Annotated in this window: 12 protein-coding genes; 6 read left to right on the plus strand and 6 right to left on the minus strand. The window is 53.5% G+C overall.

The window, feature by feature from the left end:
• Nucleotides 1-2: 2 nt before the first annotated feature.
• The 3 genes from DF283_RS04970 to neuC all read right to left on the minus strand — a co-directional run bounded on the left by DF283_RS04970 (nt 3) and on the right by neuC (nt 5,271).
• A complete protein-coding gene (locus DF283_RS04970; RefSeq protein WP_303673622.1) occupies nt 3-2,165 on the minus strand; it encodes a capsular polysaccharide export protein, LipB/KpsS family in 2,163 nt (720 codons plus the stop codon).
• On the minus strand, nt 2,165-3,979 hold the full coding sequence (locus tag DF283_RS04975; protein ID WP_303673623.1) for an ABC transporter ATP-binding protein: 1,815 nt from the start codon (nt 3,977-3,979) through the stop codon (nt 2,165-2,167). Before DF283_RS04975 ends, DF283_RS04970 begins: the two co-directional genes overlap by 1 nt.
• Nucleotides 3,980-4,104: 125 nt before the next feature.
• Nucleotides 4,105-5,271 (minus strand): UDP-N-acetylglucosamine 2-epimerase, encoded by a 1,167-nt coding sequence (gene neuC / locus DF283_RS04980; RefSeq protein ID WP_303673624.1) that lies wholly within the window; start codon nt 5,269-5,271, stop codon nt 4,105-4,107.
• Between the two features lie 128 nt (nt 5,272-5,399).
• Here neuC and DF283_RS04985 point away from each other — a divergent pair, with 128 nt between their 5' ends.
• The 6 genes from DF283_RS04985 to DF283_RS05010 are packed head-to-tail and all read left to right on the plus strand — an operon-like array spanning nt 5,400 to nt 12,027.
• Nucleotides 5,400-6,470, plus strand: coding sequence for a nucleotidyltransferase family protein (locus DF283_RS04985; RefSeq protein WP_303673625.1), 1,071 nt, complete (start codon nt 5,400-5,402; stop codon nt 6,468-6,470).
• A 3-nt stretch (nt 6,471-6,473) separates the two neighbouring features.
• On the plus strand, nt 6,474-7,640 hold the full coding sequence (locus DF283_RS04990) for an aminotransferase class I/II-fold pyridoxal phosphate-dependent enzyme (protein WP_303673626.1): 1,167 nt from the start codon (nt 6,474-6,476) through the stop codon (nt 7,638-7,640).
• Nucleotides 7,637-8,365 carry an acylneuraminate cytidylyltransferase family protein gene (locus DF283_RS04995; RefSeq protein ID WP_303673627.1) on the plus strand — a complete coding sequence of 243 codons (729 nt, stop codon included), beginning with the start codon at nt 7,637-7,639 and terminating at the stop codon, nt 8,363-8,365. The genes DF283_RS04990 and DF283_RS04995 overlap by 4 nt, the downstream gene beginning before the upstream one ends.
• 1 nt (nt 8,366) lies before the next feature.
• Nucleotides 8,367-9,098 (plus strand): acetyltransferase, encoded by a 732-nt coding sequence (locus tag DF283_RS05000; RefSeq protein ID WP_303673628.1) that lies wholly within the window; start codon nt 8,367-8,369, stop codon nt 9,096-9,098.
• Nucleotides 9,095-10,162, plus strand: coding sequence for an N-acetylneuraminate synthase (gene neuB / locus DF283_RS05005; protein WP_303673629.1), 1,068 nt, complete (start codon nt 9,095-9,097; stop codon nt 10,160-10,162). The genes DF283_RS05000 and neuB overlap by 4 nt, the downstream gene beginning before the upstream one ends.
• The gene (locus DF283_RS05010) at nt 10,162-12,027 is read left to right on the plus strand and encodes a hypothetical protein (protein ID WP_303673630.1); all 1,866 of its coding nucleotides are present in this window, start codon (nt 10,162-10,164) and stop codon (nt 12,025-12,027) included. Before neuB ends, DF283_RS05010 begins: the two co-directional genes overlap by 1 nt.
• On the opposite strand, the gene hisH is transcribed toward DF283_RS05010, so the two are convergent.
• From hisH to DF283_RS05025, 3 genes are read right to left on the minus strand one after another with little or no spacing between them, the layout of a single operon-like run.
• Nucleotides 12,020-12,667: an imidazole glycerol phosphate synthase subunit HisH gene (gene hisH, locus DF283_RS05015; RefSeq protein ID WP_303673631.1), complete on the minus strand. Its 648-nt coding sequence runs from the start codon at nt 12,665-12,667 to the stop codon at nt 12,020-12,022. The genes DF283_RS05010 and hisH overlap by 8 nt on opposite strands.
• Nucleotides 12,664-13,422 (minus strand): imidazole glycerol phosphate synthase subunit HisF, encoded by a 759-nt coding sequence (hisF, locus tag DF283_RS05020; protein WP_303673632.1) that lies wholly within the window; start codon nt 13,420-13,422, stop codon nt 12,664-12,666. The genes hisH and hisF overlap by 4 nt, the downstream gene beginning before the upstream one ends.
• Entirely contained in the window at nt 13,412-14,773 is a 1,362-nt protein-coding gene (locus tag DF283_RS05025) for an N-acetyl sugar amidotransferase (protein ID WP_303673633.1), read from the minus strand. Before DF283_RS05025 ends, hisF begins: the two co-directional genes overlap by 11 nt.
• Nucleotides 14,774-14,807: the final 34 nt, after the last annotated feature.

Consider the following 14,807-nt stretch of genomic DNA (forward strand, 5'->3'; position numbering starts at 1 on the left):
CCTTAAAGACTGACTGAAGCCTTGCGAGTCGTTTGAATTTCCGCCTCTAGAATATCTGCGATGCGTTGTGAGGATGGGGCTCCCAGACAGTCCTCACGTAAGGCGGTCATGCTTTGGCGCACCGAGGTTTTGAATTCAGGGTCGTTGGCCATTCGGGCCAGCCATGCCAAGGCTTCTTCGTGGCTATCGGTGGCCAGGCCGCCCGTTTCAGCGATGAAATCATACAGGGGCACATAATCCGGGTATTTGTACATGGACACCACCGGCACCCCATGGGCCAAGGCATGCGAGACCATGGTGGAATGAATGGAAATGGCCGCGTCAATGCGCTGGTACAATAATTTGTTGGGGGTTTCCTTGGGCAGCACCAGAATCCGGTCGTTTTTGGGCAGGTAGGCTTTTAACTGCTCCAGATTGTCCCGGGGGTGCGGCTTGATGAGGATGCAGGCCGTGGGGTTCTGGGCCAGAAAACGCTCGTAAATATCCAGAAAATTGACGGTTAGGTTGTTGTATATGGTTTGCCCATGCATGGTCACAAAAATGGGTTGATGCAGCACCCCCAACACAAATTGACTGCTGGCAGCCAGTTTTTCCGCTTTGTGGGGAAAGCGGGTCGCTTGCACTTCCGGTTCTTCCCATTCCTGACTGCCCACCACGTGCAAATGGGCGGCGTTGGTATTTTGTTCGGCAAAAATGCGTTTGACAAAAGGCAAGGCCACCGATAAATGGTCGACACTCACGCAGTCGTAGCAAACCGAATATTCCGGCAAGCAGGAGGGAATGATAAAAGTGGTGTACTGCCGCCCTAGCACCGGCTTTAATAGGTTGAGGATACTAATGTATTCAATATCCTCCTCCACCCCCACCACGGTATGAAAATCCAGATTTTTAGCGTAAAAATGAATTAAAGCGGTTGTGTACTTCATACTGTTGATGCTGCCCAATGTGTTTTTCACCAGTGCGGTGGTTTGCCCATTCGCATCGTCAAACAGGGTGGTTGTCGTGGCATCGGCTAAAAACAGTGCTTCACGCTCCTTGTAAAGCTCAATTAAGCTGGTGACCGATAAAAAATAGGATTTACTCTTTGAAAAAACGGAACCCTGTTTGGGAGAGAGGGCTTGAGAAAATATCTTGCAAGCCTTTCGGTCATCGTTCCACAACATGAGGATCAAATCGTTTTCTCGTTTTAGCAACTCGTGGGCCAAAGGCTTGAATAGACGCTTGTAGTAACCCTGATTTCGACTGTTTATGGAAGGCGAAAGGATCAGAATGTGTTCTCGTTGTTTTCCGCTAAAAATGGTAATTAGCCACTTGTTAAACCGCATCAATGTAATGAGCTTGAGTTTATTGAGGCGAACCCGAAATTTTTTAAATTTTTTCACTGGTTTTCTGGACTCATGTCTAATCTTTTGCTCCAGCTTTCTCAGCGTCGGAAAAGGAGGAGATTGTTGCAGGGCGTTATAAAAGGATTCGGCCTGTTCCAGTTTTTGTAACAATTGCCGCTGCAATGCTTTTCCCTGTTCCTTGCCCAATATTACCGTGAATTTGGACGCCACTTTTCTAAAAGACTCTGTCAGTTTTTGCGCTCTGGTAAGGGCCGGAAGCTCTCCCACAAAATGAGGCGTCACGGAGATAAAGGGGGACAGAGTAACAGGCGGGGCAAAGGCTTCCACGTCGCCTTTATCAAAAAAGTTCGATAAAAAAATGAGTGGAGTGCCTTCATCCACAGGCACTTGTTGTTGCAGGGCAAAAAAGACGGACAGCTCATAATACAGCCGGGACAAACTGACCCGACGAATGGCCAGTTTCTCAAAACTGACCGCCGGGAACTGCCTCAGTCGTAATACATCGGGGGCCAGGGCCAGCACCTCGGCAACACGCCGCTCGGCGATTTTTCGGGACAGCTCAAAAAGCCACCGCTCCGAGTATACGCCCTCGACCAGGTGCGGAATAATCACTTTACCCGCAATCTGCAACTTCTGGAGGGCTTTGGAGACACTGAGCGACGGGGTGTAAACGTGAATGGTCTGGTGTGGCATGGCCCCAATGACCTTGACCAGATAGGGCAACTTTTCAATGGTTGTTCCCACATGGCACACCTGCTGGGCTTTCGACACCTCCTGCAAGCCTGCCGGTTTTACGGCTTCTTCCACAAGGTTTGGCATTACAGGGCCGGGGCCAGCGATTGATTCAAGGTGCCCACGGAGGCCACTTCAAGCGATGGCGTTTGCCGGAACTGGGTTTGGTACAAATTGGCGTAACGTCCTTCCGCGGCCAGCAATTCTTCGTGCGTGCCCTGCTCGGCCACTTGCCCCTCTTCCAGTACAATAATGCGATCGGCGTTGCGGATGGTGGAAAGGCGGTGGGCAATGACCAGCACGGTTCGCTCCACCATTAAGGCATCCATGGCCTTTTGCACGATGGCTTCCGACTGACTATCCAGAGCGCTGGTGGCCTCATCCAGAATAACAATGGGGGCATCCTTGAGAATGGCCCGGGCAATGGCCATACGCTGGCGCTGCCCGCCGGACATCATGACCCCACGTTCGCCGATTCGTGTATCCAGCCCCTCGGGAAGGGACTCTATAAAATCTGTCAGATAAGCCTTTTCCAGGGCTTCATGGAGCTGATCGTCGGTGGCCTTGGGGTTCCCCATCAACAGGTTTTCCCGAATCGTTCCATCAAACAGGAAATTATCCTGGGCCACAATGGCAATATTCTTGCGTAAGGATTCCTGGGTTAAGTCACGAATGTCGGTATCATCAATGCGAATGGCGCCTGCCAAGACATCGTAAAAACGGGGGATCAGGTTGGCAATGGTGGTTTTCCCACTGCCGGACGCGCCTACCAGTGCCGTGGTTTTGCCTTTGGGGAAGTGCAGGGTGATGTCCTGCAACACGGGTTTATCGGAACGATAAGAGAAGCGCACGTTCTCAAAGGTAATCCCCTGTCGAATGTCTTCCAGCACCTTGGCATCCGGCTTGTCCACAATGGTTGGCATCTGATCCAGCAGGGTGAAAATACGACCCGCCGCCAGTAGAGACATCTGGGCGGTCAGAATGGAACTGCCCAGGTTCTTGATGGGGTTGTACAGCATCAGCATGGCGGCGATAAAAGATACAAAGCCGCCCGTGGTTATTTCCTTGCTAACCACCATAATGCTGCCTTGCCAGATAATCAGGGCAATGCCCACCGAGGCGATAATATGCATGGACGGAGTGAGCCAGCCCTGGGCCTGAGTGCCTTTAATGGCCATCTGGAAGAGATTGCGCTGGTATTCCTCAAATTTTTTCTCACGGAATTCGCACAGGTTGTAGCCGTAAACCACCCGAATCCCCCCCACGGTTTCGGTGTAGAAGGACAACACATTACCGGTGGCCGCGGCCGTGGCCCGGGCAATATGCTTGATGACCTTGCGGATTTGGGTGGAGGGAAACAGCACTAGCAACAGGATGCTGATAGCAATGATGGACAGCTTCCAGGAAGTGGCGATCAACACGGTCATCAAGCCCAGAGAGGAGAATAAACGGGTGAGCATGGACTTGGTGTTATTGAGGATGTTGGTGTTAATGGATTGGGGATCCTGGAAATAAGCCTGAATAATGGTGCCGGTGGCTGTGTTATCGAAGAAGCGCACATCCCGGGTTTGCAATTTTTTAAACAATTCGTATTGCAAATCACACATAATTCGGTAGCCCAGCCAACCGTTCATGTAAATAGAAGTATAGTTAAGCAGTCCCTGCAAAAAGGTAAACCCCACAATAACCAGCGGCACGTATGAAACGGAAGCGGCTGATTTTTCGACCTGCATGGCATCCACATAAGGCTTCAAGGCCAGGGCCACGGCGCCATCCAGCGCCCCAATGGGAATGGTCAGTAAAACTGCCAGAATCGCCCGAAACCAGTACGGTTTAAAGTAATGCAACAAGCGTTTATAAAGATAGGCCGTACTATGCGTGCCATCTGCATTGGGTTTCATCAGGGATTCAATGAACTGCTTCACCATTATTTTCCTATGGATTGGGGTACTTCCCGAGAATGTTACTGATCTTATCGCAAGAAGCGAAGGGACGAGAAAATTATTTACCGAACTTTCAATGAAACTTAATAGGTCAATTGCTTTTGTAGCAGCCTCGCGTCAATAGGGGTGCTAGCCAAGACCTCCCGAACCCGCTCGGCACACTGGCCTTCTCCAAAAGGGTGGCTATCCATATTGAGGTCGGGTAGGGTGTGGGGTGCCCACAGCACAGCGGCAAGACCTTGCTGGATGGCTGCATCCTCTTGAGCGACGTCCAGCACGTTTTCGCCTCGCTCACGGCCTTTCTGGCGTTCCCCAATGTTGAGGCAAGGCACTTTGAAATGGGCTGTTTCCAGCAAGCCGCTGCTGGAGTTTCCCACCACCAGAGACACATAGCGTAACATGTTCAGGTAATTTACCCGTCCCAGGCTTTGTACCACCCGAAATTGAGGCAAGTGCCGGTAGTCGGTTTCCAGTGCCTCGATGATTTGCTCAGATCCCTCATCGTGGTTGGGATAGGTGGCGATGATTTGAACCCGATCCCCCAGCTGGCACAATGCGGACAGGGTTTGTCGGGCTTGCTGGCCAGCCAGCGTGGCCTGGGTGGTAATGGGGTGCTGGGTGAACAGAACCCAGGGCTTGTTCATGTCCAGATTGTATTTTTCAGCCAGTTCCGCTTTTTCCAGTTTGGGAATCAATCGGATGTTATCCAGCACCGGGGAACCGGCCACGGTCACCCGCCACGGTTCCTCTCCCATAGCCAGAATGCGTTGGGCGCTGGCTGGGGTGGCCGGGAAATGCAGGTGGGCCAGTTTGGTAATGGCATGGCGAATGGGATCATCCAGCATGCCTCCCCGCACCACGTCTCCCCCATGTACATGGGCCAATGGAATATTGCTTAGAAAGGCGGCCAGAGCCGCTCCCATTGTTTCATAGCGGTCGCCCAGCACCAACAGCCAGTTGGGGCGATTGGCCGCAATGCCAAAGTATTCCCCCATGGTTTGGGTTAAAAAACCGCAATCGGCGGCCATGTTTTGCCCCAGCTGTGGCAATGACGGCTTGAACGTTACCGAAAAGCCATCCTGCTCAATTTCTTTCAGGGTCTGGCCATAGCGGTCATCCAGATGCGAGCCGGAGACATACAGGCAAACCTCAAAGCGCTCGTCCTGCTGAAGTCGTTTGGCAATGGGGTACATCAAGCCGTATTCCGCCCGAGTCCCTGTGAATATGCCAACTTTGAGGCTTATGGCCATTTTAATTAATGTAGTCCGAATTTTTTATTTAACTAATTAAGCCGAGGTTTAAAATATGAGATTTTATTCTTTGGGTCTTTATACTAGAATCTTCCAAGCTACCTGTAAAGTGTTGTGGAGGTGACTCAATGGAAGCGTTTCGGCGCTGTTTTCTGATTTCGAGCCTGACACTCTCGGATGCGCTTCGCAACATGAATGATACGGGGTTTCGGGCCGCCATTGTGGTTGACGACAAAGACCGCATGCTGGGTCTGGTGACGGATGGAGATGTTCGAAAAAGCCTCTTGAAGGGAATTTCCCTGAACGCGCCCTTGACCGATGTGATGAACCCCCAGCCGCTGGTGGGTCAGGCCGGTCTGTCCCGAGAAGAATATCTGCCGCTGATGGTGGAAAACGGAAACGAGTGCTTGCCCATTGTGGACACAAAGGGTCGGGTGGTGGATCTGGTTTTTATGCGGGACTTTGTGCAGCCAGAGCTTCTGAAATCTTCCATGGTCATTATGGCCGGTGGGGCGGGAAAACGTCTTTGGCCACTGACCCGAATCACCCCGAAGCCCTTGTTGCCAGTGGCCAACAAGCCGATTTTACAGCATATTCTCATCCATGCCCGCTCCCAGGGCTTTAAAAACGTTTGGGTCTCCACCCATTACAAGGCGGAACAGGTTGAAAATTTTTTGCACACCTCCACGCCGTCGGGTATGCAGGCCAATATCCTGCGGGAAGAAAGCCCATTGGGGACGGCGGGTTGCCTGAAGGCTTTGGAAACCCACGAAGACGACAAGCCCTTGTTTATTATGAATGGCGATATTTTAACCCAGCTTGACTTTCAGGCCATGCTGGACTGGCATCGTTCTCATGGTAACCTTTTGACGGTCGCTTGTCGGCAGTTTTCCCATCAGGTGCCTTACGGGGTGCTGGAAACCGACGGGCAGCGTTTGATTTCGGTGCAGGAAAAACCGACGCATTATTACAACATCAACGCCGGCATTTACCTGCTGGAACGGCAGGCTTTGCGTTATATTCCAGAAAACGTTCATTTTGATATGACCGATTTAATTGATGCCCTGATTCACGCCGAGCGTCCTGTGGGTACGTTTCCCATCTCCGAATCGTGGATCGATATTGGGCAGCACGAGGATTACGAGAGGGTCAACCGGGACTCTCACCAGTTTTTGTCGCCGGTGGGAGGCCTTGCGTAATTGATGTCAGCCACTTTTTTAGCCGCTTCAACTTCCTCATCCGCTTCTCACATTCCGTTATCGGAACCGACTCTGGAGACCAACGCCTGGACCTATGTGAAAGACGCCCTGGATTCGGGTTGGGTGTCATCGGTGGGGCCCTATGTGGATCGCTTTGAGCGGGCCTTTGCCGATTATTTTCAGGTGCCGCGTACCGTGGCCACGGTTAATGGCACGGCGGCTTTGCACATTGCCCTCTTGCTGGCCGGGGTTCAGCCGGGGGATGAGGTTATCGTTCCCAGCCTCACTTTTATCGCCAGTATCAATGTTATTCGTTATATCGGGGCCATCCCGGTTTTTTGGGATTCCCAATCGGATCACTGGAACGCCGATCCGGCTTTACTGCACGGCCTCATTACGCCGAAAACCAAAGCCATTATGGCCGTTCATCTTTATGGGGATGCCATGGACATGGGGCCTATTTTGGCCTTGGCCGAAGCGTATAACCTGAAAGTGATCGAAGATGCCGCTGAAGCATTGGGCGCTGACTGGAACGGTCAACCCTGTGGCGCCATTGGCGATGTGGGTTGCCTGAGTTTTAATGGCAATAAAACCCTGACCACCGGCGGCGGTGGACTGATTGTCAGCAAGCATGCGGACTTGTTAAGCCGAGCCCATTACCTGATTAATCAGGCCAAGGATGATGGCTTGACCTTTACCCACAACGAGGTGGGCTATAATTACCGCCTGACCAACCTGCAGGCGGCTTTGGGCGTGGCCCAGCTGGAGTGCCTGCCCCGGTTTCTGGAAAACCGTCGCCGTATCTGGCAACGGTATCAAGCGGCGTTTGCCGGTCATCCTCAGCTCACTCTCTTTGAAGCGTTACCGAATACCACTCGTTCCGCCTGGCTGTATGGGGTGGCTATCAACCCCCAGACCCTTCCCGATATGGAAGCCATGGATATGGTCAACGCCTTGAGTCAGCGGCAAATCCAGTCTCGCCCCTTTTTCAAGCCGGGTCATCAACAAAAACCATTTCAACCGTTTGTGAGTGATTCTTTGCCCAACGCTGATCGTTGGCACCAGCTGGGTTTTAATCTGCCCAGCTCCTCTTCGCTCTCTCCAGCGGATCAGGAACGGGTGATTGAAGCGGTACTGGATATTCTGAATCACAGGAAAACCCAGTCATGAGCGCTAAAACAATCGCCTTGATTCCGGCCCGGGGTGGTTCCAAAGGGTTACCGGGAAAAAACATTCGGCCCTTGTTGGGTAAGCCGCTACTGCATTACTCGGTTGAAGCGGCTCTGGGGTGTCACCGGGTGGATGCCGTGTATGTGTCCAGCGATGATCCCCGGATTCTGGAGGTGGCCCGTGATGCAGGCGCCCTGACCGCTCCACCCCGTTCCTCTGAATTGGCCAACGATACCGCATCCTCACTGGATGTGACTTGCGATTTTTTGACCTGGTATGAGCGGGCCTTTTCCGAGCGTATCGACACCCTCATTCTGTTGCAGCCCACCTCGCCCCTGCGAACCGCCGCCCATTTGCAAGCGGCCCTGCAATTGTACGACTTTCATCGGTCGGAAGCACCGACTATTGTGAGTGTTACCCCGGCCAAGCCGTTGGCATGGCAAGGGCAAATTGCCCCGGACGCCGGGCATTTCCAGCCTCATCAGCAGGCCAGCGCCAACACCAATCGACAAATCGAACCGGCCAATTATCAGCTCAACGGGGCCATTTATATCGCCCCGGCCAGTCGATACCTGAATCGAACCTTTATGCAAGCGCCGGTATACCCTTACATCATGTCGGCACAAGCCTCCGTAGATATTGATACCCTGAGCGATTTCCTGTTGGCCGAGGCCCTGCTGAGGGCTCAATCGACCGTATCGGGCACAGCCCTGAGAGGGTGTTGACATGCGGGTTATGGATATAGAGGCTGACAGACCGAAAGCGGTCATTGTGGGAACCGGCGGACACGCCCAAGTGCTGTGGGCTGCCTGGCAGACCCTTCAAAACACACCGGGTCAGGTCTCCCCTTTATTGATGGGTTGGCTGGAGCATGCAGGCTACCAAGGCCCGACCCATTTAATGGATTTGCCGGTTTATCCTGAAACGGAGGCTGGCCTGTTGGCCTTGTCTGAGCAAGGTGTATGGGCTTTTTATTTTGGCATCGGCATGGTCACTGCCAACCCGAAGCGTTGGGATATTTTTCAGCGAGTGCAAGGGTATGGATTTACGCCAAAAACCCTGATTCATCCCACCGCCGTTGTGGATTCCTCCGCTATCATTGGTCCGGGCTGCTTTATCGGGGCCCGATCCGTGATTCAGCCGTTTGTTAAATTAGGGGCCGCTGCCATTGTGAATACCGGCAGTATTGTGGAACATCACGCCGATATGGGGCAAAATGTACATGTGGCCCCCGGTAGTATATTGTGCGGTCATTCCCAGGTGGGCGATCATAGCCTGATTGGGGCCGGGGCCATTGTGCTACAGCAAGTGAGCGTGGGCCGTCTGGCTGCCGTGGGGGCGGGTAGCGTGGTGCTGCAATCGGTAGCCGAAGGCGCTACGGTTGTGGGCAATCCGGCCCGACCTGTTTTACAAGGTCATAATCGCAATCAAATGGGTCAGGAGTCCGTTGTTTCATGAAGCCTTTTTCGGCCAGTCCTTTCTCTTCAAAAACGCAAGGTACTTTCATTATCGCGGAGGCCGGTGTGAACCATAATGGGGATTTGGCCATGGCCAGGGCCCTGATCGATGGGGCCGCCCAGGCGGGGGCTGACGCGGTCAAGTTTCAGATGTTTGAACCGGCCCTGCTGGCTTCTGCGGCAACCCCGCTGGCAGCCTATCAGGAAGCCGGTGAGGCCAACGGCAATCGGCCCCTTAAAACCCAAATTGATCTGCTGGAAGCGCTGGCCTTGCCCAAAGCGGATTTTCTGGCATTGCAAGCATATGCGGAACAGGCTGGCATTCAATTTCTGTGTACGCCGTTTGATGACGCCTCTGCCGTTTTTTTGCACGAGACTATGGGGTTGCCGCTGCTGAAAATTTCGTCCGGGGAATTGACCAACCTGCCTTTCCTTCGTTTTTTGGGAGAAATGAATACCCCCTTAATTCTTTCCACGGGCATGGCCACTCTGGCCGAAGTGGAGGCGGCGGTGCAAGCGGTATGGCAGAAACACCGTCCGTCATTGGCGCTTTTGCATTGTGTCAGTGCCTATCCGGCGGCGGCGGAAACCATTAACCTGCGGGCCATGCGGACGCTTCAAAAGGCCTTCCCCGATTGTGCCATTGGCTATTCAGACCACACCCTGGGCATACACATTCCGGTGGCCGCCGTGGCTTTGGGCGCTGGCATCATTGAAAAGCATTTTACGCTGGACAAAACCTTGCCCGGCCCTGATCACAAGGCGTCCCTGAGTCTTGAGGAACTGACCGACATGGTTCGGGCCATTCGGGAGACCGAAGCGGCTCTGGGGGACGGGATCAAGCAACCGAATCCCATTGAGGCCGACTGCATTCGGGTGGCTCGCAAAAGTCTGGTGGCTCGGCACGCTTTACCTGCGGATCACCGTTTGACGCTGGAGGATTTAATGGCCAAGCGGCCTGGAACGGGTATTTCTCCAGCCGATCTGCATCTGGTGTTGGGGCGACGCTTGAAGCGGGCCATCGCACAAGATGAGCTATTACAGCCGCAAATGCTGGAGAGCTAATGCGTTTGAAAGGGTGCATCACACGTCACTTTTTGCTGTTCAAGCCTTCCCAAAGAGCCTTGAAGCTGGCCCGGCGAAGCTGGATTGGCCCCATTCACTGTTATTACCCCGATAACATAAAGCCTAACTGGAAAAAGCCGCCCTTTGCCTGCACAGTGATTGGACAACCACTCCAAATCCCGGCGGGGCAGAATATCTACCATGTCGCTTACACTTATGCCAATGCCATTCTGGATGAGATTGACCGGCTGTTGCCGTCGTTTTTTCATGTGGGCGACTGGGATTTTCGCTTTGCATTCCGGTTTAATTTGCAATTTCATCTGGCCTATCAGGGGTTGCCGATGCTTTACAGCATGCTGCACGACAGAACACAGGCCCGCCCATCGGGCTTGACTCTCATTGATAGCCATTTAACCCCTGATCTCGTTTGTGAATTTTCTTCAACGTTTGGGCTGGGTCAACCGCAGTGCCCCATTCAGTGCCGAAGTACACTGGGTTCTGATCGCTTGATGCGAAAGCTGCGTCAATGGCAAGAACAAGCGCTACTCGCTGGCACAATGGATGGCGTAGAACTTGCGCCTGAGACGGGCGGGCTTTTGGCGGTCATTCCCCATCAGGAGCATTTGGCCCTGTTGGCCCCGGTACTGGACGGTTTGCAGGGGGACGAGGGGGTGCGGGTATTGGCGCTGACTGCCAAAATCGCCATTCCAGCAGAGGGATTGAGGAAGATAAAAGGCACCCTGTGTCAATTGTCCGGCTTGTCTCAAAATCGGCACTTTGAGAGCGCTCTGGCTCATTTTGAATCTCTGCGGATGCAAATCGGAAAGCTGGCTCAAGGGCAACGTCAGTTTTGTTACACGCAGATCGATCTCTTATCGGATCTGGTTGAGAAATTTCTGGCCTTTGAGGCCACCATGGCCCGTCTGCAACCCGCCACCGTGCTGGGCTGTCTGGAGTTCAATCTGTATGGGGCGTTTTTAAGCATGATGAAGCAACAAGTGCCGCAGGCGTTTCAGCTCATCAATGCTCAGCATGGTATTGTGGGGCCCTCCTGGACTGTGGACGGGTTGTGGTTTGACGACTATTTTTTATGGAACCGGCAAACCGCGGAATCATTGCGGGAAAATGGCTATCCCGTCACCGGGCGGCTGCACGTTATGGGCAATCCCAAGTGGGAAACATTGGCTCAACAAGTCGCTTCAGAACCTCCCTCCTCAGAATATGAGAACCTGATGGCCTGGAAAGGAAGCGCCCCCTTGATTGGTGTTTACACCCAATCCTTGCACGGCTATTCTACGGGGCGCATTAAAAAAGCGTATCTGCTCAGTTTATTGAATTACTTACGGCACAATCCTCAGTGCAAGTTGCTCATCAAACGTCATCCTCTGGAAACTGATGACATAGTGGAAACAGTGGTAAAAGCCTCGGTTTTTGCCGATCGCGTTTATGTGTGTGAACCCGAAGCACTGCCCCTGTGGGAAACCTTGAAAGCGGTGGATGTGGTCACCTCTGTGTTTTCTGCCACCCTGTGCGAGGGCTTGTACCTGCAAAAGCCCACACTGGCCATCGATTTTGATCAGGTCATGGCCATCCAGCAGATTCCCTGGCCGGATGACCCCGCCTTCATCGTAACCGAGCCACAGGCCCTGAATGTGGCACTGGATGCTGCTTTGGCGATGGCCCTGACGATGTCTGACGCATCTTCTTCAGGACAAAATGCCGCGGATGTGTCCCGGTGGGACTCGATTGTTCCTCGTTTTCAATTTCCCCACACACAATCTACGTATGCCCAGCGCGTTCAATCGTGGGCAGAAAGCCAGAAAGCGAAAGCCCAGTCAGCGCACGAAGGCACCGCTGTCAGTTGAGATTAATGAAGTTCTCAATAATTTTTAAGCCCCACGGACCGCTTTTTTCCGGGTGAAACTGACAGCCAAACAGATTGCCAGAATGAACGACCGCTGAAATGCGCTGGCCGTTGTAATCGGCATCCGCCAACCGGTTTTCCTCATGAGTGGGAAATGCCGTGTAGGAATGCACAAAATACATGCGGGTTTGCTCGGGAATCCCGGCCAAAATGGTCCGCTCCCAGGCAGGTTGTTGTGGCGGAAGGGAAAGGCTATTCCAGCCAATGTGCGGGATTTTATGGGGAATCTGATCGGTGCCAACCTTGGGAATGGCGGTGACTTTACCCCGCAACAGGCCGAGTCCTTGATGTAGGCCAAACTCTTCGTTGGTTTCCAGTAACATTTGCATGCCCAGACAAATTCCCAGTAACGGTTTTCCACTGAGATGATAGGCTCGCAGCGCTTCCACCAGACCTCGTTCTTTCAGACCGGCCATACCATCGGCAAAAGCGCCCACACCGGGAAGAATCAGGCGCTCAGCCTGCGCTACCTGCACTGGCGTAGTCACAAAAACAGGGTCGGCCCCGCAATGTTCCAGCGCGCGGGAAACGCTGAACAGGTTTCCCATTCCATAATCGACAATGCTGACCCGGCGTTTCATGAAACGGCTAACTCCCGCTTTGACTGTATTCTGTCTCGCATGTCGGATAAGCTCAGTCGGTTGTAGTGCAGCACGTCGGCCATGGCCACAGCATCCGCCCCGCCCGCAATGACTTCCTCTAAATGCTCCAGCGTTCCCATGCCGCCGCTGGCGATTACAGGCACATCCACCAGCTTGGCCATTTCACGAACCAGCGCCATGTCAAAGCCTTTGCGGGTGCCCTCCTGATCCACGGAAGTCAGAAGCACTTCACCGGCGCCCAGTTCCACACCACGTTGCAGCCATTCCCTGACATCCAGCCCGGTTTTTTCACGGCCGTTATCCGTGTACACTTCCCACTTGCCGGGAGCCACCTGCTTGGCCTCAATGGATAACACCATGCACTGCGAACCAAAGCGGCGGGCCACTTCACGAATCAACTCAGGCCGCTTGGTGGCCGCCGTGTTAATGGCCACTTTGTCGGCCCCGGCCCGTAGCAGTTCAGTCACGTCATCCACTGAGCGAATACCGCCACCCACCGTGATTGGAATAAACACGTTCCGTGCTGTGCGGCTGACGATGTCCCGCAGGTTGTTGCGTCCGTATAAACTGGCCACAATATCAATGTACAGCAGCTCATCCGCGCCTTGCTCGTAGTAGCGGGTGGCAAATTCCTGCGGATCGCCCATGACCCGCAACCCTTCCAGATGGATGCCTTTGACCAGATTGGGGGCCTTGATATCCAGCCGGGGAATCAGCCGGACCTCAGGACGCACAGGCGGTCTCCCGAGAAGGACCCGCAGTGGCCGATTCCTGCCAGACGGTATGGCGCAGTTCCCACTGACCATCCCGGTACTGCCAGAGGTGGGGGGAGCGGAAGGTATCGGTTAACAAATCATAGTAAGCCCGATCCATAATGGGTTGCTCAAAATGCCGGGAGGCTTGGGGGAACTCCGAGGCTGGAATGCTGAGGTATCGGAAAATCTCCTCGGCAAAGCGTACCGGGAATTCTCCGTCAAACCGCTTGACCAACGCTTCGCCTTCCGGGCGGGTAATATCCCCGGAGCGAATCTCCTGGGCCGCGTCATAGGTGGCCCGGCCAATTCCGAATTTGATGAAGGTGGTGTGGTAATGAAAGTCATCAATGCGATCATCAATGCTGTTGTACTTGCTATAGGTACCGGGGGTGCGCTCCGGGGAGGCCTGGAAGCCGCCGTGTTCCACCGAGTAGTAGTAACAGCTCTGCGGGTGCCATTTCAGGTAATAACCCAGATAGTGAACTTCCACGTTTTGCCGCTCAATCTGTTCCGGGTCAGCAGGCATGTAAGGCTCTAAATCCGCTTTGCTTAAACCGTAATCGCTCAGTAACTCCTCAACCGAGGTACCACCCAGAAAAACCTTGGATTTATCGTCTGCCGTAAAGTAAGACCAGTCCCGTTTGGCCGTGTCTGTGTCGGCAATCGGGTTGCCGTACTCGGCCTCGTTCTCCCCGTAAAATACCAGCGGAATTTGATGCAGCAGAGCCATTTTGGGGGCCAGCGACTTCTGTCCGAACATAAAGGCCTGAAAGGGGTGAAACAATTGATCCACAGCCAGACGGGTCAACAGTCGGTGGACACGCCCGTTGGGGGTGTGCAGGAAGTTATCGAAACCCGCGTGAATCCAGGCCTGAAAGTTTTTCCAACCCCAGTCGGTGTAGATGTGCGGCGCCCAGGTTACGGTCAAGGGATTCATACCATATTGGTAGCGCAGCATGTGGGCGGCATAAAAGGAATCCTTCCCACCAGAGCCCGGCACGATGCAATCGTAGGAACCGTCTTTGCTGCGGTGCCGATCGCACAATTCCCGCAGGTGGGCTTCCCGCTCAGTCCAGTCGATTACCTGATGCTTTTGCCGGGCCACCTTGCATGCATCGCAAATGCCCTTGTCATCGAAGTGGATGGTCGCTTTTTTACTTTCTTTGGTGTGTTTATACTCAACCGCTGAATTGGGCCGTTGGTTGGAAATGACGCACGATTTGCAAAATTTGACTTCCTGAGGCAGGCCATACTTGGTCTGGCTTGTCACAGCGTCAGGAGAAAACTGGCCATAGTCAACCGCTTGTGGCGCGGAGATTTTGTAAGTCATGCGGATTTCCTTTTTAATACGAGACAAGCTCAAA

Origin of the sequence: Vampirovibrio chlorellavorus (assembly GCF_003149375.1) — a bacterium.
In the GTDB taxonomy this organism is placed as follows: Bacteria; Cyanobacteriota; Vampirovibrionia; order Vampirovibrionales; family Vampirovibrionaceae; genus Vampirovibrio; species Vampirovibrio chlorellavorus_B.